The organism is Companilactobacillus kedongensis (genome assembly GCF_003946625.1).
Lineage (GTDB): Bacteria > Bacillota > Bacilli > Lactobacillales > Lactobacillaceae > Companilactobacillus > Companilactobacillus kedongensis.
On sequence record NZ_RHOR01000001.1, the window covers coordinates 133,842 to 158,864 of the forward strand.

Below are 25,023 nucleotides of genomic sequence, written 5' to 3' on the forward strand. Positions count from 1 at the left end.
TTTAAAGGAGGAGTCATTATGCCACGTGTAAAAGGTGGAACAGTAACTCGCAAACGTCGTAAAAAGGTATTAAAATTAGCTAAGGGATATCGTGGATCAAAACATATCACTTTTAAAGCAGCACATACACAAATCATGGTTTCATACCGTTATGCATTCCGTGATCGTCGTCAAAGAAAACGTGATTTCCGTAAGTTATGGATCGCTAGAATCAATGCTGCTGCAAGATTGAATGATATCAGCTACAGCAAGATGATGCATGGTTTGAAGTTAGCAAATGTTGACATCAACCGTAAGATGCTAGCACAAATTGCTATTGAAGATCCAAAGGCATTTACAAGTTTAGTAGATACAGCTAAGAAAGCTTTAGCTTAATGATGAAAACGTAATTTGGACATTCCAAATTACGTTTTTTTACTAAGGATAGAGGATTGAAAATGTTTAAACCATATATTATGCTCAATAAAATTACTGATATTGATGCTCAAGACTTAAAAAAAATGGGCGTTACAACAATAATGACTGATCTTGATAACACTTTGTTGCCATGGGATAGTAACGAATATAATTTGTCACTACGAAAATGGCTTAATCAAATGAATCGTGCAGATGTCGAGGTAATGGTGGTTTCAAATAACAGTTATGAACGTGTAGAGAAGGCCGTATTAGATCTACCAGTAAGTATTGTTGCCAGAGCCGTTAAACCATTGCCATTTGTAATTATGAAACACTTACATGAGATGCAGATCGATCCGCAAAGTGTTTTATTTGTCGGTGATCAAGTGATGACAGATGTTTTAGCTGGTAATATGTCAGGTCTAAAAACAGTCTTAGTAAAACCATTGGTTGATACCGATGCTAAAAAAACTCGTGTGAATAGATTTTTTGAACGTCCTCTTTTAAAATTTATGCAGAGTCATGATTCAAATTTAAATTGGAAGGATTCATTAAATGACAGAGACTAGTGAAAAAATGTATTGTATTGGCTGTGGAGCTGAACTTCAAACCGAAGATAAAACAAAGCCTGGCTATGTACAAAATTCTACCTTGAAAAAATATCAAGAAGATGATTCACGGGAACTCTTTTGCAAGAGATGCTTTAGATTAAGAAATTACAACGAGATAACTGATGTTGATATCAGTGACGATGATTTCTTGAAACTATTAGATTCCATCGCCCAAAAAGATGGATTGATCGTTAACGTAATTGATATTTTTGACTACGAAGGCAGTGTGATCCCAGGATTACAACGTTTTGTCGGAGATAAAGATATCTTAGTAGTAGGAAACAAAGTTGACCTATTGCCAAAGTCAGTTAACCAAAACCGTCTTTTAAACTGGTTACAACAAAAGAGTAAAGAAAATGGTATTAAGTCAGTTAACCAAATCATGGTATCAGCTGAAAAAGGTACCAATATTGATAAATTGATGAGATTGATCGAAAAATACCGTCATGGTAAAGACGTATATGTTGTTGGAACAACAAATACTGGTAAATCAACACTTATCAATAAGATCATTAGCCAAAACTCTGATGTTAAAAATTTGATCACAACTTCAAGATTTCCCGGAACTACTTTGGATAGAATTGATATTCCATTGGATGACGGCAAGAGTTTGATCGATACACCGGGAATTATCCACAAGTATCAATTAGCTCATTTCTTGAATGATGAAGATCTGAAGGCTGTTACACCTAAAAAGCCGCTTAGACCATCAACTTTCCAATTAAGAGATGGACAAACTATCTTTGTTGCAGGATTGGCTAGATTTGATTTTCTTGATGAAAAAACAAATGTTACTTTCTATGTAAATCAAAACTTACTTTTGCATAGAACTAAGACAGTCAATGCTGAAGAATTTTACCAGAAGCATTTAGGTGAAATGTTGACACCACCATCTGATGTCGATGAATTTCCAACTTTGAAAAAAGAGGAATTCGTTGCACATGAGAAATCAGATATCGTTATCTATGGTTTAGGTTGGGTCGTAATTCCTGCCGGCAGCAAAGTTAGAGTATATGTTCCGGATGGCGTGAGCATTTCTATTCGCGATGCCATCATTTAATTGTTAAACTGGAGATAAGGAAAAAATTAATGATAATAAAAGGTAAGAAGAACCGCTATTTGAGAAGTCAGGCCGCCACTATGAAGCCATTGATTCAAGTTGGACGAGAAGGAATCAGTGAAAATCTTTTGAATCAACTTGAATTGTTGATCAACAAAAATGAATTGATCAAAGTATCATTACTTCAAAATACTATAGTTGAGCCAAGTGAGTTAATTGAAGCATTAGCAGAATTCGACGAAAAAATCGTCCATATTCAAACAATCGGTTCAAAGATGGTTTTCTATAAGAAAGCACCTAAAATCAAATATCGTAAGTATTCGAACGAATTAGAAAATATTCAGTAATAAGTGATGAAAAATGAACACACAACAACAAATATTAACTAAAGTAAAACCACAATTTCAAACAAATCATAAAAAACGTCATGTCGGTATTTTGGGTGGAACTTTCAACCCAATTCACTTAGGGCATTTAGTGATAGCTGATCAAGTTTCAGAACAACTTTGTTTAAACAAGATCTTATTTTTACCAGATAAGATCCCACCACATCGTGGTGTTAAGAAACAGAGTCCGATTGATAGTGACGATCGAATCAAAATGATCAAACTAGCAATTGAAGATAATATTCACTTTGATTTAGATCTAACCGATGTAAACCGTGGTGGAATCAGCTATACATATGAAACCATCAAATTACTCAAGCAATATAATCCAGATACTGAATATTATTTCATTATCGGTGGAGATATGGTTGAGAATTTGTCGAAGTGGGCCCATATTGATGAGCTAGTTAACATGGTTCATTTTGTTGGAGTCTGTCGAAAGGGCTTTGAGAAGAAGTCTAAATATCCTATACTTTGGGTAAATACTCCAGAATTAGAAATCAGTTCCAGTATGATTCGCCGACATGTTAAAAAGGGACAGTCGATTAAATACATTGTTCCCAAAAAAGTCGAGGAGTATATAAAGAATAGGAGGTTATATCTTGACTAAGTTCAATTATGAAAATGTTCAACACAATCTTGATCGTGACGAATTGTTGAATCGTATGAAGACACAATTGAGTGACTTTCGATTCAACCATTGTTTACGAGTAGAGAAAACTAGTCGTGGTTTAGCTGCGGAATACAAGATCGATGTTGATAGAGCTGGATTAGCTGGCCTTTTACATGACTATGCTAAAGAACGCTCTGATGAAGAATTTATAGAAGTTATTAAAACTAAACATCTGGATAAAGATCTACTGAATTATGGAAATGCCATTTGGCATGGAATTGTCGGTGCAGAGATCGTTAAAGATGAGTTAGGTATTTATGATGAGGATGTTTTAAATGCAATTCGTCGTCATACTGTTGGATCGACAAACATGACGGGAGTCGATAAGTGTGTCTTTGTTGCTGACTTTATTGAACCGGAAAGAGATTTTCCGGGTATTGATAAAGCTCGCAAATATGCTGAAAAATCCATAGATGCTGCTGTTGCATTTGAACTTAAACATTCAGTGGCATACTTGGTAAAGAAAAATCGCGTAATCTATCCTACAACCTTTGATAGTTACAATTATTGGATAGCTAAAGGAGAACTTTAATTGAATTCAAAAGAAATGATGGAAATTGCTGTTAAGGCAGCAGATAGTAAACATGCTAATGATATTAGTGTGTTAAATATTAGTGAAGTAAGTATTATGGCTGATTACTTTGTCATTATGGACGCAAGTTCACAACGTCAAGTAGATGCTATTGTTCAAGCTATTTTGGATGAAATGGGCAAGAACGATGTCGAAGTAGGTCATGTTGAAGGTAAACGTGATTCTAAGTGGATCTTGATCGATTTACACGATATTGTTATTCATGTCTTTGTTTCTGAAGAACGTGACTTCTACAATTTGGAAAAACTTTGGTCAGATGCTCCAAGTGTTGATATTTCAAACTTGGTAACTGAATAATGATTTATAATTCATTTGCACGTGTCTACAGTGAATTGATGGATGATTCACTATATGCAAAGTGGGCTGACTATGTTCAAAAACAGGCTCATGAAGCTAAGAATTTATTAGATGTAGCCTGTGGTACAGGAGATCTTACGATTGAGTTGGCTGGTAATTATCAGGTAACTGGAACGGATCTGTCCGAAGAAATGCTCAAAATTGCTGAGGAAAAAGCAGCCGATCATAAGGTTGAAATTCCCTTTATTCAAAGTAATATGATGGATCTATATGATTTCAAAAAATATGATGTCATAACATGTTTTGATGATTCTATCTGTTATTTGAATGGTGAAGAAGAGTTGGAAATTGCATTTAACCAAGCTTTTGAACATTTAAATGAAGGTGGACGTTATTTATTTGATGCTCATTCCTTATACCAAATGGATGAAGTATTTCCAGGTTATATGTTCAATCATAAGAGTGAAGATTCAGCCTTCATGTGGAGTAGTTTTGAGGGTGAATATCCTCATAGTATCGAACATGAATTGACATTCTTTGATTGGAATGAAAAAATTGGTGGATACTCAGTTAACACTGAGATCCATCGTGAGAGAACCTATCCAATTGAAACTTTTGTTGATATTTTAAAAGATACAGGTTTCAAAAATATCTCGGTCAGTGCTGATTTTGGCAATTCTGAGGTTTTGGATGATTCAAATCGCTGGTTTTTCTCTGCTCAGAAATAGAGGTTAATATGCAAAAAATCTACGGATTTGTCGCTGAATTTAATCCATTTCATAATGGACATAAGTTATTTATAGATGAAATAAAACAAAAATTTCACCCCGATGTTTTAATTGCCGTCATGTCTGGCAATTATGTACAACGAGGTGATTTTGCCGTTCTCGACAAATGGAAAAGAGCTCAAATCGCCATTGAAAATGGGGTCGATCTAGTTGTCGAATTGCCATTTGCTTATGCGGTTGAACCAGCTGATTTGTTTGCAAAAGGTGCGATATTACTGCTTGATAAGTTGAAAGTAAATAATCTGGTATTTGGCACTGAAAATGATCTAGATTTTGAATCAGTAGCAAGTGAAATGTTAGAACTCAACACAGAATTTAAGCAGGATTATCAAAATAACTATGCAACAAACCTGACTGAGTTCTATAAAAAATCTGGGATCGATGTGTTGGAACATCCCAATCAACTTTTGGGAATAAATTACGTCCAGCAGATTTTAAAAAATGCTTATTCAATGAAAGTAAACACGATTATTCGTCAAGGATCTGTCAGTGCAACTAAGATCAGACAAGATTTTCATGATGGAATTACAATCGAGGATTCGGTACCTAAGAGTTCATTGTCAGCTTTGAAAAATGATAAAATTATCTCGTGGGATGATTTATTTCCCTATTTAAAGTATCGGATCTTGAGTGACTCTTCTTGTGAGCTGCATGGTATCTATCAAATGGTCGAAGGATTGGAAAATAAATTCAAGAAAGAAATCTCGAATGATGATTTTTCTGGATTCTTGGATGGTGTGAAGTCCAAACGATATACTAGAGCACGTTTGCGAAGACTAGCTCTGTACACATTGATGAATATTCATGATGAAGAGATCAATGCGGTCTATGATGATCCTTATTTAAGAGTTCTTGGGTTTGATCGAATTGGTCAAAATTACTTAAATGAGTTGAAAAAGGACTCTGAATTTATTGTCAGAGTAGGGAAAAACGAGCGTAATACTTTGAGCTTGGACTTAAAAGCTGATAGTATTAGAAAGCTAATAGATAATAGAGAACAAAATTTTGGAAAAATTCCTTTTATGGAGGGAAAAGATTAATGCTTAATTGGAATGTTTCAGATATTCGAAAGTACAAAGATAAGCCATTTTCTTTTAAAGAGGAAATCGATCTGGAAACAGAATTAAAGAGTCGTTCAAAAGATATTTTGAACGTTGGAAAAGTAAATGTTGATGGTCAATTATTTAATGATAACGGATTAGTTATTTCAGATATCAAAGTAGCAACAAATGTTACTTTGCCATCAACCAGAAGTCTTGAGGAAGTTTCAGTACCATTGAAATTTCGTATTAACGAAGCTTATAACATCGATAATATTGATACTGAAGAATTTGAAGAGGATACGATCATTATTCCGATCGATGAAGAAGATCCGGTAATTGATGTGTACGAATCAGTTTTGGATAATATTCTATTGAATATTCCGACACAAGTTTTGACTGAGAAGGAACGCAGTGAAAATATTATGCCATCAGGTAATAATTGGACTGTTATTTCAGAAGAAGAATACAACAAGCAAAAGGAAGAGGATAAACAAGTTAATCCTGAATTTGCTAAACTTAAAAATTTATTTAAAGATAATAACGAAGAGGAGTAGTTTTTTTATACTCCTTTTTTGTTTTTTTGTTACTATTAAATATGTAAGTAATTACAAGTCGGAGGTATTAGTATGTCAAAACCACAAATTGGTGTTATTGGAATGGCTGTTATGGGTAAGAACTTAGCCCTTAACATTGAAAGCCGTGGATATGAGGTTGCTATTTTCAACAGAACTGGTTCAAAGACCGAGAATGTTGTTAAAGAACATCCTGATAAGAAATTGGTACCAAGCTATACAATTGAGGATTTTGTTGCTTCATTGGAGAAACCACGTCGTATCTTGATGATGGTCAAGGCCGGTGCAGGTACAGATGCTGTTATCAAAGAATTGATCCCATTACTTGATAAAGGTGATGTTTTGATCGATGGTGGTAACACATTCTTCGAAGATACTATTAAGAGAAGTGAATTATTAGATAAATCCGGTATCAACTTCATCGGAATGGGAGTTTCCGGTGGTGAATTAGGTGCTCTTGAAGGACCTTCATTGATGCCAGGTGGTCAAAAAGAAGCTTATGATCTAGTTGCCCCTATCTTGGAACAAATCTCTTCTAAAGCAGATGAAGATGGTGCTCCATGTGTTTCATATATTGGACCAAATGGTGCCGGTCATTATGTAAAGATGGTACATAATGGTATTGAATATGGTGATATGGAATTGATCTCTGAAAGTTATAACTTGTTGACACACTTATTCAACAACGACTTGAACAAAGTTGCTGATGTCTTCAAGGACTGGAATAAGGGTGAGCTTTCAAGTTACTTGATCGAAATCACAGCTGAGATCCTAACAAGAAAAGATGACGAAGGCAGCGATGACTTTATCGTTAATAAGATCATGGATAAAGCTGGTAACAAAGGTACTGGTAAGTGGAGTTCACAAAGTGCACTTGAACTTGGTGTACCTCAATCACTTATTACTTCAGCTGTTTATTCACGTTACATTTCTGCTTATAAAGATGAACGTGTTAAGGCAAGCAAGGTTCTTGCTGCACCAGCAAATAAACCAGAAATAAATATTGATGAATTCGTTGAAAAGATCCGCAAGGCTTTATACTTCAGTAAGATCATGAGTTATGCTCAAGGATTTGCTCAAATGAAAGCTGCTTCAGATCACTATGATTGGAATTTACAATATGGTGAAATTGCTCAAATTTGGCGTGCTGGATGTATCATCCGTGCTCAATTCCTACAAAAGATCACTGATGCATATGACAAAGATGCTGATCTTGATAACTTGTTGTTAGACGATTACTTTAAAGATATCGTTGAAAAGTATCAAGCTGCTGTTCGTGACGTTGTAAGCTATGCTGTTCAAGCAGGAATTCCTGTTTCAGGATTCATGTCAGCCGTTTCTTACTACGATCAATATCGTTCAGAAGTATTGCCAGCTAACTTAGTACAAGCTCAGAGAGATTACTTTGGTGCTCATACTTATGAGAGAAATGATAAACCAGGTATTTTCCACTACACATGGTACAAGGAACAATAGAAATTAATTTTAACCTCGGATAATTAAGTTTATCTGAGGTTTTTTTTTACTTTCTAAATTTTTGTGAAAGAATAAAAATAAAAACTTGCCTTCTTTTAATATTTGCTATATGTTAAAATCATTAATGCATGTCCATAGACGGGCAATACAAATAAAATTGATTAAGTTATGATTAAAGATTATTTAATATATAGGAGAATAAGATGGCTAAGATACTTGTTATTGAAGATGAAGAAAACATGGCCAAATTCGTTCAACTTGAGTTACAACATGAAAATTATGATGTAACCGTAGAACGAGATGGCCGTACAGGTCTAGAAGCCGCATTGAATGAAGAGTGGGATTTGATTTTGCTTGATTTGATGTTGCCAGAATTAAACGGAATTGAAGTATGTCGTCGTGTCAGACAAGAAAAGAACACACCAGTTATTATGATGACTGCACGTGATTCTATTATTGACCGTGTCTCAGGACTCGATCATGGTGCTGATGATTATATCGTTAAACCATTTGCGATTGAGGAACTTCTTGCAAGAATCCGTGCTTTGCTTAGAAGAATCGATTTAGATATCGATGTTACAAGAAATAATGATCAAGTTTTGAAGTACAAGAACTTGGTTATCGATAAGACTACTCAAACATTGAAACGTAATGGTGAAGTGATCGACCTTACAAGACGTGAATATGATTTATTAAGTGCTTTGATGGAAAATGTAGGCACAGTTTTGAGCCGTGACGACTTATTGGAACGTGTCTGGGGTTCAGGTTCAAGTACAGAGACAAACGTCGTTGATGTTTACATCAAGTACCTTAGAAACAAGATCGACCGTGGTGGTGCACCTAGTTATATCTCAACAGTTCGTGGTAAAGGATATGTGATGAGACGATGAGAATTTCAATCAAATTCAAATGGACCTCGTTGATATCTCTGGTTATTTTGGCGGCCTACGTAATTGTGGCAGTTATCGCTTCAAAAACAGTTGATGGCATAGCTACTGCCAACGAGATTCAAGCCTTTAATCTTAAATTGATCGTCGGTGGGGTAGTGATATTCCTTATCGGCGTCTTGATAAGTTATTTAGCAGTCAATCAAGTTCTGAATAATTTGAAGGTTATCAATCGTACAATCGATGACTTAAATAAAAAGCCTGACTCTGATTCCAGAATCAAGCTTCGTAAACGCGATGACGAAATTTATGATTTAACTGTCAATATCAATAAGATGTTGGATCGTATGCAAGCTTATACAAATCAGCAAAAAGAATTCGTTGAGGATGTTTCTCATGAGTTGAGAACTCCAGTTGCTGTTTTGGAAGGTCACTTGAACATGTTGCAACGTTGGGGTAAAGATGACCCTGAAGTCTTAAACGATTCGATCAATTCTTCATTACAAGAATTGAAACGTATGCAGTCATTGATTCAAGAAATGCTTGATTTAACTCGTGTTGAACAGATCGACAGTGATTATCTGAAGCAAACAACAGAAGTTAAGCCACTATTTATTCAAGTTTATAATGACTTTAAGATGTTGCACCCTGATTTTGTGATCAATTTTGATGATGATATTAGAGAGGGCAGTTTAGTCCAGATATATCGCAATCACCTGGAACAAGTTTTGGTTATTCTATTGGATAATGCCTTTAAGTATTCAGCCGATCGTAAAGAGATTAGTCTGTCAGCCTCAACTAACTCCGCATTGCTGGAAGTAGTTGTTCAAGATTATGGTCTAGGAATCGCTAAAAATGACCTTAAACGCATTTTTAATAGATTCTATAGAGTTGACAAGGCTCGCTCTAGAAAACGTGGTGGAAACGGTCTAGGGCTTTCCATAGTCAAAAGATTGATCGAGATCTATCATGGTAGTTTGGAAGTTGAAAGTGTCGTCGGTTCTGGAACAGTTTTTAAGATTGAATTACCGATCGTAACGATTGAACCGGATGATGACGATGATGATAAACCAAAAAAAGATAATAAGAAAAAAGACTAAATAATAGCCGATGAGAAATTCAATTCTCATCGGCTATTTATTTAGTCTTCAAATTTAAAAAAAGAAGCGGTATTTTTGTAGATATGTTTAGCAGTTTTGGAGTCATTCATTGTATAGATATGGATTCCAGAAACGTCGTTAGTTACGAGATCGACAATTTGATCTACTGCATAAGCTAAGCCAGCATCGCGTAGTGCAATTGGGTTGTCTTTGTATTTATCTAAAATTGACAGGAATTTCTTAGGTAAGTGTGCGGCACAATTTTCCAAAACGTGCAGTGCTTGTTTACGATTTATGATTGGCATAATGCCAGCCAGGATCGGTACATTGATATTGGCAATGGCGCACTCTTCTTGAAATCTAAAAAACTGTTCATTGTCATAGAAAAGCTGCGTTATCAATTGACCACAACCGGCGTCAACTTTTTCTTTCAGATGCTTGATATCATCGACTCGATTTGCTGATTCTGGATGTACCTCCGGATAGCAGGCACCACTGACTTCAAAATTTGGTTTTTGTGACTTGATAAACCTGCTTAGATCACTGGCATATTTAAAATCAGTTTCAGGCGCATGTCCATCGACGATATCGCCACGCAACGCCAATACTTGGTTGATATCGAGTTCTTCCAATTCATTAAGTATCCGACTGACTTGTTCTTTATTTACGTAAGCAGCCGGCATATGGACCATTGCGGGCAGATTTAATTCGTTGTGAACATGTTTGGCTAATTTGATAGTATTTTTTTCGTAATCTACATTGTGATTACTGCAGGTCACACTAATAAAACTGGGATGAAGTTCTTTTAAGTCATCTAAGGTTTTGGTCAATTTATCAACGCCCACTTTAGAATTGGGAGGAAAGACTTCAAATGATAAGGTGGAGCCAATTGTCGTTTCAGCCATATTAAAGCTCCTTTCTTACTTCCTTAGCAGCAGTAGTCAAATTTTCAACGCTGGCTTTAGCTTCGGTGATCCCACGTGTCTTTAAACCACAATCAGGATTGATCCAAACTTTTTCTTTAGGTACTTTTGAAAGAATGGCATGGATCGTATCAGTGATTTCGTTGACAGAAGGGATACGAGGTGAATGGATGTCATAAACGCCAGGACCAACTTGTAGTTTAAAATGCTGTTTTTGTAATTCATCAAGGATTTCTAGATTTGAACGTGATGCTTCAAAGGAGATAACGTCAGCATCCATACTTTCAATAGCGGGGATGATATCAGTAAATTCACTGTAGCACATGTGAGTGTGAATTTGAGTTTCAGGTTTGACTTGGCTGTGAACCAATCTAAAAGCGGGGATGGCCCAATCCAGATATTCAGAATACCAATCAGTTTTTCTCAATGGTAGTTTCTCACGAAGGGCAGCTTCATCAATTTGAATAATCTTGATACCATTTTTTTCGAGATCAAGCACTTCTTCTTGAATTGCTAAAGCAATCTGCAAAGTAGATTCCTTGATAGAAATATCTTCACGAGGGAAGGACCAGTTCAAAATAGTAACAGGACCTGTCAGCATACCCTTAACGATTTTTTTAGTCTTACTTTGAGCATATTTTGACCATTTAACTGTGATAGGTCTAGTTCTGGCTACATCACCCCAGATGATTGGAGGTTTAACCCCACGAGTACCATATGATTGTACCCAACCATTTTTACTAAAGAGGTATCCATCGAGGTTTTGACCAAAATATTCAACCATGTCATTACGTTCAAATTCACCATGAACAAGAATATCCAGACCAATATCTTCTTGCCATTTTAACCATTCATCAATATGTCCAGCAATAAATTTGTCGTATTCTGCTTGAGAAATTTCATGATGTCTAAATTTAGAACGAGTTTTTTTGACTTCTCTAGTCTGTGGGAAGGATCCAATGGTTGTTGTTGGTAGAAGTGGTAAATTGAATTCTTCTTTTTGAATCTGGGCACGTTTTTCTAATGAAGGTTTTCTGGTAAATGAATCTTCGTTGAGATTTTTAATTATTTCGGCAACTTTTTGGTTTGGAGTTACACGAGTTTTCTCAAATAATGCAATATTCTGTGATTCTGCTACAGTATCTTGACCATTTAGAATATTTTGAATTTCAACTAATTCCGTTAATTTTTCTTTAGCAAAGGCAAAGTGATTCTTTATTTCTTCAGGAAACTCTTCGTTTTCAATGGTGAAAGGCACGTGCAAAAGAGAACAGGATGTTGATAGAACAATGTTTTTAACATCAAGACTCTTTAACAGTTCCAAAGAATGCTGATAGTGATTGCGCCAGATGTTTTTGCCATTAACGATACCAGCAAAAAGTATTTTGTCATCAGGAAATCCCGATTGAACAAGTTCTTTAGTTTTGCGTCCCTCGATAAAATCCAGACCAATGCCTTCGACAGGTAACTCGATCAAATCATTATAGACATCGCGTACATCGCCGAAATAAGTTTGGATCAACACTTTTAAGCCAAATTTATTGTTGAGTAATTTTTGATAAATTTGTTTGAATAATTCTTTATCATCACCAACAACGTCTTTCACTAACTCTGGTTCGTCTAATTGAATCCATTCAGCACCTTCAGCGGCCAGCTTTTGGAATACTTCTTTGTATGCGGAAATGAGATCATCAACAAAATTTTCTCGATCGGTATCGTGAAATTCACTTAAACTAAGTAATGTAAATGGTCCTACGATGACTGGACGTGTTTTTATGCCAGCTTCTTTTGCCTCTTTAAATTCGTCAAAAATTTTGCTGTCGGTTAACTTAATGTCAGTTGCTTTAGAAAATTGTGGAACCAAATAATGGTAATTAGTATTGAACCATTTCTTCATGGGGAGGGCTTTAATGTCACCTTTTTCACCTTGGTAGCCACGTGCTAAAGCAAAATAGCGGTCTAGTTGTGATAATTTTAGATTCTGGTTTGCTTCAGGAACGATATTAAAGAGAAAGGCGGTGTCTAAAGTTGTGTCAAAGAATGAAAAATCGTTGCTGGGAATATCGTCGATACCAGCGTCTTTGATCAACTGCCAATGCTTTAACCGCAGTTCTTTAGCGAAGTCTTGTAGTTCCTGTTCCGAAATTTCCTTACGGAAATATTTCTCTGTTTTAAATTTTAATTCACGTTTTTCACCGATGCGTGGAAAACCAATAATTGATGTTGTCATATGAAAGCCCCCTTGTTATTGGTATATACATTAGCATCGTTAGATTAGATTGGGTAACTGAGAAAAACAATTAGTTATTATAGTTTAAAACTATAACCTGACATATACTTATAAAAACAGGAGGGTAAAGATGCGAATTCAACAGTTGGAATATTTAGAAACAATCGTCAAAATGGGATCGATCAATGAAGCAGCCAAAAAGTTATATTTAACTCAACCTAGTTTGTCGAATGCCATCAAAGAACTGGAAAAAGAAATGGGTATTACGATCTTAAAACGTAGTAAGCTCGGTGTTTCTCTAACAAATGAGGGACGTGAATTTATGATATATTCTCGACAAGTTTTGGATCAGGTGCAACTGCTAGAAGGCAGATATCAAAAACAGGTTGTCAGAAAACAGGCTTTTTCAGTATCAGCGCAACATTATGCATTTGTGGTCCATGCATTTGTCCAGTTGATCAAAACAGTTGATGCTGATGAGTATCAATTTACCTTGCGAGAAACCGAAACTGAAAATATTTTAAGTGATTTGACTAGTTTTAAAAGTGAAATCGGGATTTTGTATTTAAATCATTTTAATGAAAGAGTCATGCAAAAATTATTCAAGGAAAAGGATTTAGTATTTACACCTCTATTTAAGGCCTGGCCACATGTCTTTGTTGGGCGTCAAAATCCTTTAACAAAGAAAGATAAAGTAAGTTTAGATGATTTGGTTGATTATCCTTATTTATCTTATGAACAGGGTGAGAGTAATTCATTTTATTTTTCAGAGGAAATATTGAGTACGCTAGATCATAAAAAGAGTATTAAAGTCAGTGATCGTGCAACTATTTTTAATCTGATGGTTGGTTTAAATGGCTATACGATCAGCTCGGGGATAATTAGTAGTGCTTTGAATGATGACAAAATCGTAGCGATCCCACTTGATGTCGATGATTCAATGACATTGGGATGGCTTAAACCTAGACAGTTGAAACTTAGTCCGATTGCGGAAACATATTTAGAGATGTTGAAGCAGCATATTAAAGGTTATGGTTTTGATATTATATAGTCTCCGCTTGTGAGAACAAAATTTGCCTGTGGTTGGACCGTTCCAAGCCTTGACCTTGGAACTCGCTTTTGAGCTTTGCTTGCGCAAATCTCGAAAGCGTCCATTCCGTAAGATCGGCACAAATCGCCGGTCTAACGGAATTTTAACCACAGGCAAATTTTGTTCTCACAAGCTCCGTATCTTTGTAGTGCATTAGTATTATAAATACAGAATTAAAAATACCCTTCAGATATGTGCAATATAAGCATATCTGAAGGGTGTTAATTAATTTTATTAAGTAATAGCAAGAAGAATCAGAGTAATTCTACACGACAGGTGGAATTACTCTGATCCTTCTGCGGCTGTTAACAAAAATACAAAAAAATAGACCCATACCAATCCTAGGTATAGGTCCGAGACTACATTATAGAAATCTTTGGAATGTATAATGCAATCACATTGCAGGTAGGCTACCTGCACAAATAAGAATACACTTTTTATACCAAAATAGCTAACTATTTTTTATCAATATTTTGTTTACCCTTATTTAATTCACGTAATTTAGCATGTTCATCCTTAGGTGTATCAGAACTTTCAGTACCTTCAACGGCTTTAGCTGAACCATTTGATGAGCCGTTAATGATCTTTTCAAGTATTTCTTCATTAACAACAACTTCGATTGGATGTTCTTTAAGATATTCGTCAGTTTCACGTCTAACTTTAGGAACCATGACATAGTTTGTTAATGCTTGTTGAATCAAGATAACAACACCACCGACTAAGAAATAAAGAGCCAAGGCGGCTGAAGCATACATTGAGATGAAGAATGTGAACATTGGATTCATGAACAACATCATTTGCATTTGTTTTCTTTGTTCTTGTGGAACGATTTGTAGTGACATCCAACTTTGGATAACGTAGAAAACAGTAGCAACCATTGCAATGACAAAACTTGGTTTACCAAGTGGGATCGACAAGAAGACAGCTGAACCAATTTGTTTTGAATATTGCACAGCCTGATAAATAGCAATCAAGATCGGCATTTGAAGTAACAATGGCAAGCATCCCATTCCACCGGTGATGCTTAAATTATTCTTCTTGTAAATATCCATCATTAAAGCACTTAATTTTTGAGAAACAGCAGGATCTTTAACTTCTTTTTGTTTTTCTTGAAGTAAGGCTAATTGTGGTTGTACAGCACGCATTTTTTCTTGTTGTGTTGTTGATTTGTATTGTTGGTTCAAAGAAAGTGGCAATAGTAGTAAACGAACAACGAAGGAAATGATAACGATTCCCCAAGCGTAGGCATTTTTACCGCCAACTATCTTAGCTGTAGCTAAAATCAAGTTTTGGAAAGGAACCCCAAGATACTTGTAGATCAGTCCGTAGGGTCCGCCAGTTGGTGCATGCATATGAGCGCCTGTTTGAGCACAACCTGAGACGACCAATGCCAGCACTACAACGACTGATAGCACTGAAACGTATTTGATAAATTTTTTATTCAATTATAAACCACCCTTTTAATCATATAAAAGTAATATACTTTAAAGCATTTGGTCTTTCAACCAATGACCTTGAAATTCTTGTATGATTTTAAATTATCTGAGAAAGTATAATCCAAATGTTTTACTTTTCCAAATGGGGATGGAGATTGTTGAACTTTACTTAGAAAAATATATAGCAGGCGCTCATCTGCCTCAGCTTCAATAGAAACAGATCCGTCGCGCTCGTTTTTAACAGTGCCATTGACGCCTACATCATTGGCCACTTGAACGGTTGAATATCTAAAACCGACCCCTTGTACGAAGCCAGTTACTTTAATTGAAAGATGTTTCATTTTATTTTCACTCCAGATTGTTGTGTATGTTACCATCTAATTATAAAACAAGAGGGAAGAAACCTATGAAATACATTGAATCTAAAAAAAATGACGAGATAAAACAGATTGCTAAACTTTCTGCTACTAAGTATATCAAGAAAACTGGTACTTACTTAATTGAAGGTTTTCATCTAGTTCGTGAAGCTGATGCTAATGGACAAAAGATCATCAAGATCTTGGTAACTGAAAACAATGAAGACGACCGTTTAGTTAAAAAATACTATGATGATGCAATCGGAATTTCAGATGATATAGCACAAAGTTTATCTGAAACTAAGACACCTCAAGGAATTTTTGCCGTGATCGAAGTTCAAAAAACTGCCGAATTAACTGAATTATCTGGACAATGGGTCATGCTTTCAGATGTCCAAGATCCTGGTAATGTCGGAACCATTATTAGAACAGCTGACGCCGCTGGATATGATGGAGTGATCACAAGTCTTGATTCTGCGGACTTTTATCAGCCAAAAGTTCAACGTGCTATGCAAGGAAGTCAATTCCACTTGCCAATTTATCGTATGGATCTAACTAAAGCTATCGAATTGGCTAAAAAATCAAACATGCCTGTTTACGGTTCAGAAGTAAACGACCAAGCACAATCATATACTGAATTAACTAAAGTATCTGATTTTGCTGTGATCATGGGTAATGAAGCACATGGTTTAACTGCAGATATTTTAAAAGAAACAGATAAAAATATCTATATTCCAATTTTAGGCAAGGCTGAATCGCTTAACGTTGCCGTTGCAGCAGGTATTTTATTGTATGGTTTAAAGATCTAGAAACTTGATTAAATAAATACTTTTTGTATAATCGTAGATATATTAATAATTAAAACATTGAAGAAAAATAGTAACTAACAAGTTTGTGACAGGAAGAATCGGAAACTGAGAAGATTTGACAGACGAATTAGTGAATTCACTTTCGGAGTTTTAAAGTTGGTTACTATATAGCCATTTGAGTGCATGTCTTTAACATGAACTAGGGTGGTACCGCGAGTCCTCGTCCCTTATTTGGGATGAGGACTTTTTTTGTGTAGAAATAGTAACTCGTGTAGGAGGAAAATATGTCATTAAATGATAAGTTAAAAGATTTAAGAAAAAATGGTATTAACGAAGCCAAACGTGCTGAAAGATTACAAGAATTAAACGATTTGAGAGTTAATCTCTTGGGTAAAAAGGGTCCTATCACAAAGGCCTTGCGTGGTATGAAAGATGTTCCCGCTGAAGAACGACCAGAAATTGGTACTTTAGCTAATAATGTTAAAAAAGATATTCAATTAGCCATTGAAGAAAAAATGGATGAATTGAATCAACAAATGATTGCCAAGAAACTTGAAGATGAAAAAATTGATGTAACTTTGCCTGCACAATCAAGAACAATCGGAACAAGACATATTTTGAAACAGACGATCGAAGACATCGAAGAGTTCTTTATTGGTCTTGGCTATCGTGTTGACGCTGGTCATGAAGTTGAAGAAGACCACTATAATTTTGAGAGATTAAATATCCCTAAGGATCACCCTGCACGTGATATGCAAGATACATTTTATTTGACTGATGAATTATTGATGAGAACACAAACATCTGCTCAAGAAGGTCGTGATATGGAATCTCATGACTTTTCAAAGGGACCTTTGAAGGTTGTTTCACCAGGTGTTGTTTATCGTCGTGATGATGACGATGCTACTCATTCACATCAATTCCATCAAATTGAAGGTCTAGTTGTTGATAAAAATGTCAGCATGGCAGATTTAAAAGGAACACTAGAAGCCTTATGTCGTCACGTCTTTGGACCAAACAGAGAAATTCGTTTCCGTCCAAGTTACTTCCCATTTACCGAACCATCAGTTGAAGTTGACATTTCTTGTTTCAACTGTAATGGGGAAGGTTGTCGTATTTGTAAATATACTGGTTGGATCGAAGTTTTAGGTGCTGGACTTACTCATCCTAATGTTTTGGAAATGTCTGGTATCGACTCAACTGTATATAGTGGTATCGCCTTTGGCCTTGGCCCAGAGAGATTCGCTATGCTTAAATATGGGATCACTGATATTCGTGATTTCTATCTAAATGATGTTAGATTCTTAGAACAATTCAAAGGAGTAAATTAGTAATATGAAAATTTCACTAAATTGGTTAAAAGAGTACATCCCGGTTACTCATACCGTTGAAGAAATAGCAAATAAAGTATCATTAACAGGTATTGAATCAAGTCCCGTAACCTTGGGTCAAGGATTAGATAAATTGGTTGTTGGTCATATTACTAGTATCAAGTCTCATCCAGATTCAGATCATTTAAATATTTGTACCGTTGATGTTGGCGAAGATGAAGACATTCAAATTGTTTGTGGTGCTCCTAATGTTGCTGATGGACAATATGTCATTGTTGCTAGACATGGTGCACATTTGCCGGAAGGAAAACGTATCAAGCATGGTAAGATCCGTGGCATCGAATCTAACGGTATGATCTGTGGATTAGATGAGATCGGTGTTCCTGAAAAATATGTTCCAGAAGCCTTCCAAAATGGGATCTATGTTTTTCCAGAAGCTGAAAAAACTGGCTCAAATGCCCTAGAATTATTAGGCTTAACTGATGAAATGGTTGATTTAGATATTACTCCTAATAGAGCTGATACTTTAGGTATGCATGGTGCCGCTTGGGAAATTGGTGCTACTTATGATGAAAAACCAGATATTAAGAAGGCAGAATTAGATGATTCAAAAGTTAAAGAATTATCTGATATTACTGCTGAAGTAAAAGATGATAAATTAGTTCCTGACTTTTTATTACGTGAATTAAAGGATATTACAGTTGGTGAAAGTCCACTCTGGATGCAACGTCGTTTGTGGAATCAAAATATTCAACCGGTAAATAATGTCATTGATGCTACTAATTACGTTATGATCGAATATGGTCAACCTATTCAAGCCTATGATCTTGATAAGTTACAAGAAAACAAATTGGTTGTAAGAAATGCCAAGAGCGGTGAGAAATTTACACTAGAGGATGATACTGAAAAGTCATTGAGTCACAACGACCTTGTTGTAGCATCTGGCGCACAAATCTTAGGTATAGCTGGTGTTGCTGGCGGAATTGAAGCCCGTGTTACAGCAGATACCAAGAATGTATTACTTGAAAGTGCTGTATTTGATGGAGCAAGTGTACGTAAGTCTGCTCAACGTCATGATCTTCGTGGGGATGCGTCAAACCGTTACGAAAAGGGCGTTGATAATGGCAGCGTTTCTGAAGCTTTGGAGCGTGCTGTTCAATTGGTCGATCAAACTGGTTCAGTAAGTGTTATCTCTCAAGAAATCGTTGGGAGTAGGACAGAAGCTAAACCAACCGTTATCACTGGTAGCATTAAGCACATTAATCATTTGATGGGATTAGATCTATCTTCATATAAGATTATGAAAATCATTGATCAACTTGGCTTTGAAGCTAAACTTGATGGTGATGCAGTTACAGTTACGATTCCTACAAGACGTTGGGATATGGCAATTGAGGCAGATCTTATTGAAGAAGTTATTAGAATTTATGGATATGACAACTTGAAGGGAACATTACCATCAGGTATGGAAACTAGTGGTGGTTATTCTCCAAAACGTGAGTTTAGTAATAAATTAAGTAACTCGTTGTTAAGCCAAGGATTAGACGAAGTTATCAACTTTGCACTTTTAAGCAAGAATGAAGTTAAAGATTTCAATATCAAAGAAACCAATTTAACTAAATTGTTACATCCAATGACAGAAGATCATGAATATCTCAGAACTAGTTTGATTCCTGGATTGGTCAATAATGTTGCTTACAATCAAGCTAGAAACAATAATGACGTCGCCATTTTTGAACAAGCAAGAATTTTTGATCGTCAGCAAGGTGAAGATCGTCCAGCTGAAGTTGAATATATCTCTGGTGCAGTCAGTGGAAATATTGCTAATGATTCATGGAATACTACTAAAAAGGCAGTAGATTTCTATGACGTTAAAGGTATTGTGGAAGAATTGCTTTCATTTACAAATGCTAAGAGTCATTTTGAATATGTTGCAACTGATGAAATTACTAACTTACATCCAGGACAATCAGCATTTATAACAGCAGATGGACAAAGGGTCGGTTATATTGGTAAACTACATCCTAGTTACCAAAGCGAACATAATGTTGACGATACATTTGTCTTTGAATTGAATATTGATGAATTGTTTGAACTTAATAAACGCAAGGTTCAATCGCAATCAGCACCTAAATACCCTAGTGTAAGTCGTGACTTGGCTATTCTAGTTGATAAGGATGTTGAAAGCGGACAAATCGTCAATGATATTTTCACTAATGGTGGCAAATACTTGATTGATGCTAATATCTTTGACCTTTACCAAGGTTCACACGTCAAACCGGGACATAAGTCATTGGGTTATCATTTGGTCTTCCAAAACCCTAATGACACACTAACTGACGAAACAGTTGAACAAGCTTTTGATGTTATTAAAGAAAGTCTTGTTCAAAAATTTAATGTGGAAATAAGATAATAGCGCCCAAACTAATGGTATAATTTAATAAATTAACTCGGGAGGCTGTGTCTTGAGCCAAAAGGATGACAAGAAAGAAGCATTAAAGAAAGAATCAGAGGATAAAATTTCAACACGTGCTAAAGAACGAACTGTTGCAAACCATATTGCATACTGGATCGTTGGGGTTATCGCTGTTTTAGCGGTCGTTGTGGCTATTATTGGATTTAATTACGTTAATAGTTCATTACAACCATATAATTCAAAGAATACCGATGAGATCGTGGTGAAAGTTCCCGTAGGTTCTTCTAGCAAAGATATTGCTAAAGAATTAGAGCAAGATAAAGTTATTAAAAGTGGTACTGTTTTTAATTTCTATATTAAGGCTCAAAATTACACTGATTTTCAGGCCGGATACTATCATTTTAAGCAATCAATGTCGATGAACGAAGTCGTTAAACAATTGCAAAAGGGTGGAAGTGCCGTGCCTACCGGTGCAGCTTCTGATACTGTACTAGTCCGTGAAGGTGTAACGATCGATCAAATTGGTGATCAAATTCAAAAGAGCACTAACTTTAAGAAGAAGGATTTCTTGAAGTTAATGAAGAACAAGGAGTATTTGGCTACACTTCAAAAGAAGTATCCTGAATTGTTGGATTCGTCAATGAAGAAGAAAAATGTCAGATATCATCTTGAAGGTTACTTGTTCCCAGCCACTTATGGACTTTATAAGGGGATGACTATGAAGGAATTAGTTAACCAAATGGTCGCTAATGAAGATGAGAAGATGAGACCTTATTATGATCAAATCAAGGAGAAGAACTTAACAGTTCAACAAGTGTTAACACTTGCTTCATTGGTTGAACGTGAAGGTGTTACTAACAAGGATCGTAAGAAGATCGCTGGTGTATTCTTCAACCGTATCGATGTAGATATGCCATTGCAATCAGATATCTCTGTTATGTACGCTTTAAACACACATAAAACTAGTTTGACAAATAAGGATACCAGTGTAAAATCTCCATATAACTTATATAAGAATAAGGGATATGGACCTGGTCCATTTAATACACCAAGTTTACAATCTATCGAAGCCGTCTTGAATCCTTCCGATAGAAATGAAGATTATCTATACTTCGTCGCCAACTTGAAGACGGGTAAAGTTTATTACTCACATACTCTTGAAGAGCACGAAACTAAGAATTCTTCATTAGGACAATAGTCCGAAGTTAGATATAATGGATAAGTGTCATCTGGCCCTCTTGGTTAGATGACATTTTGAAGTTTCAACAAAAATTAATAAAGATATTTTAAAAGTGAGGAAGTTTAATAATGGCAGACAAAAGTTATCCAATGACTGCAGAAGGTAAGCAAAAACTTGAAGAAGAATTGGAAGATCTAAAAAAGGTAAAAAGACCAGAAGTAATCAATAGAATTAAGATTGCCAGAGGTTTTGGTGACCTTTCAGAAAATTCTGAATATACATCAGCTAAAGATGAACAAAGTGTTGTAGAATCACGTATTTCACAAATTATTGAAATGCTTCAATATGCTAACGTTATTGATACTGATAAAGTCGCTAATGATGAGGTATCAGTTGGTAAAAAAGTTACAGTTCAAGAAGACGATGATGATCCTGAAGAATACATCATTGTTGGTTCTGCTGAATCTGATCCAGATGATGGTAAAATTTCAAATGATTCACCTATTGCTAAAGCATTGATCGGTAAACATGTTGGTGATGTTGTTACTGTTGAAACACCAGTAGGTAGCTATGACTTAACTATAAAAGCCGTCGGAGTTGCATAATGTAATCGTTTTCTGCTATGTTTATTTTATAAAATAGTGGGGTGAAAAAAATGAAAATTGAATTAACTGAGGAAGCATCTAAATGGTTTGAAGATGAAGTTGGTGTTCAACCTGGAGATGGAATTCATTTTTATGGTAAAGTTTATGGCAAAACAATGGTCCATGAAGGTTTCTCGATCGCATTTAGAACTGAAAAACCAGTAGAACCTGAATCAAGTACAGAGATCAATGGTGTTACGTATTTTATTACTGACAGTGATGTTTGGTTCTTTGCACGCTATGACTTATTAGTAGAATATGATCCTGACCTAGATGGTCCCAAGTATATTTTTAAATCTAATGAATAATGCTTTTTAGTGTTTTGAAGGGAAACCTATGAGAAAAATACTCGATATAATAAAGAAAAGAACAGGTAGTCAAGCAAAGTCTACTATTCCATTTAGACTGAACCTGCTTTTTTTTATTGTTTTTGCCTTGTTTGCTTTATTAGTAGGACAACTTGCATATTTACAAATTGTTTATGGTGGTAAGTTTGCCGCTGAAGTGGATCGAACGGACAAAACAGTAATGAGCGGTAATGTGCCTCGTGGAATGATCTATGATTCAAAAGGAAGATTACTAGTTGGTAATTCAACCGAAAATTCAATAACTTATACAAAGAGCTCAAGTGTTAAGTCGAGTGATATTTATCAAATCGTTAATCGTTTGACGAAGTACGTCTCATTTGATAAAGATAATTTATCAACTCGTGACAAAGCTGATTATATTTTGGCCGCACCTGGTAAATCTGCTAAGGTGGCCAAACAGATGCCTAAGTCATATAGAGTCGACTCAAATGGTGATCAACTCTCTTCAAGTAAGACTTATAACAATGAAATCAAATATATTAAAGATCAAGGGATTCATCTAAGTGATGCTGATCTTTCAAAAGCATCGGTCTTTAAAAAGATGAGTTCTGCTTATTCACTTTCAACGGTTTATTTGAAAGATAAGAATTTAAAGGCTAAAGAAATTGCCCAAGTCAGTGAACATTTAACTGAACTTCCTGGTGTAAGTATTGGTACAAACTGGAATCGAGAATATCCTCAAGGAAAATCTATCGCAAGTATTATTGGTGGTGTTTCAACTGAGAGACAAGGTATTCCGGATGATGAATTGAATACAATGCTTGCCTATGGTTATTCACGAAATGATCGTGTTGGTACTAGTTATTTGGAAAAGAGTTACGAAACGCTACTTTCTGGTACTAAGAGCCAAAAAGAAGTTCAAATTGGCGGTAATAACCAGATTAAGAAGAGCAAGGTAGTCTATAAGGGACAAAAGGGTAGTAACTTAAACCTAACAATTGATTCTAAGTTCCAGAAGAAAGTACAAAGTATCCTACAATCAGCTTATAGTTCCGCTAAAGCTGATGGTGTTACACCATATTCTGACGGTGCCTACGTTGTTGTTACTAATCCTAAGACTGGTGCTATTATGGCCTTAGCTGGTATTAAGAATGATCCAACGACAGGTAAAACGACTGAGGATTCCTTAGGTGTTATAAATAGAGCCTTTGTTATGGGATCTGCCGTTAAGGGTGCCACAGTTCTAGGTGCTTTGATGGATGGTGTAATTACACCAACGAATAATACTCAAGCTGATGTTCCTATTTATTTACCAGGTACAGCTATTAAAAAATCTGTATATCCAATTGGTACTTTCAGCAGTTTAAATGCTGAGATGGCGCTTCAAGTTTCATCCAATGAGTATATGATGGCTTTGGCAATGAAAGAAGCTAACGCAAAATATACTCCTAATACCTATATTCATATGGATTCTGATATCTTCTCCAAGATGAGAGGGTACTTTAATCAATTTGGATTAGGTGTTAAGACAGGTGTTGATATTTCTGGTGAAACAACTGGACTTGTCGGTTCAACACACACTAGTGATGGTCATTTGAAGACTGGTTCTGCGCTTGATTTATCCTTTGGTAACTATGATTCATATACTTTGATGGAAATGGCTCAGTATATTTCTACTATTGCTAATGGTGGATATAGAATGCGTCCTTATATTGTTCAATCAACCCAAAATACCAGCAATAATGGAGATAGAGGGACTATTGAATCAGTTACTCAACCTAAAGTATTAAATCGTGTTGGTTTTACCAATGCTGAACTTAATGTCGTTAAAAGAGGTATGTATGCTGCGGTTCATGGTACTAATGGTTGGACGACAGCTACTAAACTTAAAGATTTGAAACCAGCAGTTGCTGCTAAAACTGGTACTGCTCAAACGTTCTACTTTAATCCTAATGATCCTAATAACCCTGATCCACCTGAAACTATTAATAATAGTTTGGTATCATTTGGTCCATATGATGACCCTAATATTGCTATGGCAGTTGTCTTTCCTAACATAACTTCTGAGACGGGTGGTTACTCTCAAGTTGTTGCTAAGGCAATTTATGAGTACTATTATAAGATGACCGGACAGGATTAATCTAAATTAGTTCTTTTAATATAACTGAAAAAATGGTATATTTAATTAGTTGAATTTTAGTTAAGTATAATGAAAGGATGTTCCCAATGAGAGTAAATATAACAATGGAATGTACTTCATGTCATGAACGTACATATCTAACAAACAAGAGCAAACGTAACAATCCAGAGCGTCTTGAACTTAAGAAGTACTGTCCACGCGAACGTACTGTTACATTGCACCGTGAAACAAAATAAACAACAGGTGAATAGCCCTGTTGTTTTTTTTTACTAGGGAGGC

Annotated in this window: 26 protein-coding genes and 1 other annotated feature; of the genes, 22 read left to right on the top strand and 4 right to left on the bottom strand. The window is 35.6% G+C overall.

Annotation, left to right across the window (positions count from 1 at the left end; translation table 11 throughout):
* Positions 1-18 precede the first annotated feature (18 nt).
* The 13 genes from rplT to EKM60_RS00655 all read left to right on the top strand — a co-directional run bounded on the left by rplT (position 19) and on the right by EKM60_RS00655 (position 9,881).
* The gene (gene rplT / locus EKM60_RS00595) at positions 19-375 is read left to right on the top strand and encodes a 50S ribosomal protein L20 (protein ID WP_125711600.1); all 357 of its coding nucleotides are present in this window, start codon (positions 19-21) and stop codon (positions 373-375) included.
* A gap of 62 nt (positions 376-437) precedes the next feature.
* Positions 438-965 (top strand): YqeG family HAD IIIA-type phosphatase, encoded by a 528-nt coding sequence (locus tag EKM60_RS00600; RefSeq protein WP_125711601.1) that lies wholly within the window; start codon positions 438-440, stop codon positions 963-965.
* A complete protein-coding gene (yqeH, locus tag EKM60_RS00605) occupies positions 952-2,067 on the top strand; it encodes a ribosome biogenesis GTPase YqeH (protein WP_125711602.1) in 1,116 nt (371 codons plus the stop codon). Before EKM60_RS00600 ends, yqeH begins: the two co-directional genes overlap by 14 nt.
* A gap of 29 nt (positions 2,068-2,096) precedes the next feature.
* Positions 2,097-2,414, top strand: a complete 318-nt coding sequence (locus EKM60_RS00610) for a YhbY family RNA-binding protein (RefSeq protein ID WP_125711603.1) — start codon at positions 2,097-2,099, stop codon at positions 2,412-2,414.
* 13 nt (positions 2,415-2,427) lie between these two features.
* Positions 2,428-3,063, top strand: a complete 636-nt coding sequence (locus EKM60_RS00615; protein WP_125711604.1) for a nicotinate-nucleotide adenylyltransferase — start codon at positions 2,428-2,430, stop codon at positions 3,061-3,063.
* A complete protein-coding gene (yqeK, locus tag EKM60_RS00620; protein WP_125711605.1) occupies positions 3,056-3,658 on the top strand; it encodes a bis(5'-nucleosyl)-tetraphosphatase (symmetrical) YqeK in 603 nt (200 codons plus the stop codon). Before EKM60_RS00615 ends, yqeK begins: the two co-directional genes overlap by 8 nt.
* The gene (rsfS, locus tag EKM60_RS00625; RefSeq protein WP_125675648.1) at positions 3,659-4,015 is read left to right on the top strand and encodes a ribosome silencing factor; all 357 of its coding nucleotides are present in this window, start codon (positions 3,659-3,661) and stop codon (positions 4,013-4,015) included.
* Positions 4,015-4,743 carry a class I SAM-dependent DNA methyltransferase gene (locus EKM60_RS00630; RefSeq protein WP_125711606.1) on the top strand — a complete coding sequence of 243 codons (729 nt, stop codon included), beginning with the start codon at positions 4,015-4,017 and terminating at the stop codon, positions 4,741-4,743. The genes rsfS and EKM60_RS00630 overlap by 1 nt, the downstream gene beginning before the upstream one ends.
* A gap of 8 nt (positions 4,744-4,751) precedes the next feature.
* Positions 4,752-5,843 carry a nucleotidyltransferase family protein gene (locus tag EKM60_RS00635; protein ID WP_125711607.1) on the top strand — a complete coding sequence of 364 codons (1,092 nt, stop codon included), beginning with the start codon at positions 4,752-4,754 and terminating at the stop codon, positions 5,841-5,843.
* Entirely contained in the window at positions 5,843-6,400 is a 558-nt protein-coding gene (locus tag EKM60_RS00640) for a YceD family protein (protein WP_125711608.1), read from the top strand. Before EKM60_RS00635 ends, EKM60_RS00640 begins: the two co-directional genes overlap by 1 nt.
* A gap of 72 nt (positions 6,401-6,472) precedes the next feature.
* A complete protein-coding gene (gndA, locus tag EKM60_RS00645; RefSeq protein WP_125711609.1) occupies positions 6,473-7,894 on the top strand; it encodes an NADP-dependent phosphogluconate dehydrogenase in 1,422 nt (473 codons plus the stop codon).
* A 203-nt stretch (positions 7,895-8,097) separates the two neighbouring features.
* Positions 8,098-8,784: a response regulator transcription factor gene (locus EKM60_RS00650; RefSeq protein WP_125711610.1), complete on the top strand. Its 687-nt coding sequence runs from the start codon at positions 8,098-8,100 to the stop codon at positions 8,782-8,784.
* A complete protein-coding gene (locus tag EKM60_RS00655; RefSeq protein WP_125711611.1) occupies positions 8,781-9,881 on the top strand; it encodes a sensor histidine kinase in 1,101 nt (366 codons plus the stop codon). The genes EKM60_RS00650 and EKM60_RS00655 overlap by 4 nt, the downstream gene beginning before the upstream one ends.
* Before the next feature lie 41 nt (positions 9,882-9,922).
* Here the strand turns inward: EKM60_RS00655 and metF are convergent, their stop codons facing one another.
* The gene (gene metF / locus EKM60_RS00660; RefSeq protein ID WP_125711612.1) at positions 9,923-10,786 is read right to left on the bottom strand and encodes a methylenetetrahydrofolate reductase [NAD(P)H]; all 864 of its coding nucleotides are present in this window, start codon (positions 10,784-10,786) and stop codon (positions 9,923-9,925) included.
* Between the two features lies 1 nt (position 10,787).
* Entirely contained in the window at positions 10,788-13,034 is a 2,247-nt protein-coding gene (gene metE / locus EKM60_RS00665; protein WP_125711613.1) for a 5-methyltetrahydropteroyltriglutamate--homocysteine S-methyltransferase, read from the bottom strand.
* 130 nt (positions 13,035-13,164) lie between these two features.
* Between metE and EKM60_RS00670 the strand changes: the two genes are divergently transcribed.
* Positions 13,165-14,085: a LysR family transcriptional regulator gene (locus tag EKM60_RS00670; protein WP_125711614.1), complete on the top strand. Its 921-nt coding sequence runs from the start codon at positions 13,165-13,167 to the stop codon at positions 14,083-14,085.
* Between the two features lie 494 nt (positions 14,086-14,579).
* On the opposite strand, the gene yidC is transcribed toward EKM60_RS00670, so the two are convergent.
* Together yidC and EKM60_RS00680 are read right to left on the bottom strand one after the other, a co-directional pair.
* A complete protein-coding gene (gene yidC, locus EKM60_RS00675) occupies positions 14,580-15,569 on the bottom strand; it encodes a membrane protein insertase YidC (RefSeq protein ID WP_125711615.1) in 990 nt (329 codons plus the stop codon).
* Positions 15,570-15,625: 56 nt separating this feature from the next.
* Positions 15,626-15,901, bottom strand: a complete 276-nt coding sequence (locus tag EKM60_RS00680) for an acylphosphatase (protein WP_125711616.1) — start codon at positions 15,899-15,901, stop codon at positions 15,626-15,628.
* 65 nt (positions 15,902-15,966) lie between these two features.
* On the opposite strand from EKM60_RS00680, the gene EKM60_RS00685 reads away from it, so the two are divergent.
* The 8 genes from EKM60_RS00685 to rpmG all read left to right on the top strand — a co-directional run bounded on the left by EKM60_RS00685 (position 15,967) and on the right by rpmG (position 24,980).
* On the top strand, positions 15,967-16,725 hold the full coding sequence (locus tag EKM60_RS00685; RefSeq protein ID WP_125711617.1) for a TrmH family RNA methyltransferase: 759 nt from the start codon (positions 15,967-15,969) through the stop codon (positions 16,723-16,725).
* Between the two features lie 48 nt (positions 16,726-16,773).
* Positions 16,774-16,956, top strand: a binding site (T-box leader).
* Positions 16,957-17,009: 53 nt separating this feature from the next.
* Positions 17,010-18,056 (top strand): phenylalanine--tRNA ligase subunit alpha, encoded by a 1,047-nt coding sequence (gene pheS / locus EKM60_RS00690; RefSeq protein ID WP_125711618.1) that lies wholly within the window; start codon positions 17,010-17,012, stop codon positions 18,054-18,056.
* 4 nt (positions 18,057-18,060) lie between these two features.
* Positions 18,061-20,469, top strand: coding sequence for a phenylalanine--tRNA ligase subunit beta (gene pheT / locus EKM60_RS00695; protein WP_125711619.1), 2,409 nt, complete (start codon positions 18,061-18,063; stop codon positions 20,467-20,469).
* Between the two features lie 52 nt (positions 20,470-20,521).
* Positions 20,522-21,670, top strand: coding sequence for an endolytic transglycosylase MltG (gene mltG / locus EKM60_RS00700; protein WP_125711620.1), 1,149 nt, complete (start codon positions 20,522-20,524; stop codon positions 21,668-21,670).
* Positions 21,671-21,780: 110 nt separating this feature from the next.
* On the top strand, positions 21,781-22,257 hold the full coding sequence (gene greA / locus EKM60_RS00705) for a transcription elongation factor GreA (protein ID WP_125711621.1): 477 nt from the start codon (positions 21,781-21,783) through the stop codon (positions 22,255-22,257).
* A gap of 50 nt (positions 22,258-22,307) precedes the next feature.
* Positions 22,308-22,604: a HesB/YadR/YfhF family protein gene (locus EKM60_RS00710; RefSeq protein ID WP_125711622.1), complete on the top strand. Its 297-nt coding sequence runs from the start codon at positions 22,308-22,310 to the stop codon at positions 22,602-22,604.
* Positions 22,605-22,632: 28 nt separating this feature from the next.
* Complete coding sequence (locus tag EKM60_RS00715; RefSeq protein ID WP_125711623.1) at positions 22,633-24,744, top strand: peptidoglycan D,D-transpeptidase FtsI family protein; 2,112 nt, start codon at positions 22,633-22,635, stop codon at positions 24,742-24,744.
* A gap of 86 nt (positions 24,745-24,830) precedes the next feature.
* Positions 24,831-24,980 carry a 50S ribosomal protein L33 gene (rpmG, locus tag EKM60_RS00720; protein WP_083480699.1) on the top strand — a complete coding sequence of 50 codons (150 nt, stop codon included), beginning with the start codon at positions 24,831-24,833 and terminating at the stop codon, positions 24,978-24,980.
* Positions 24,981-25,023: the final 43 nt, after the last annotated feature.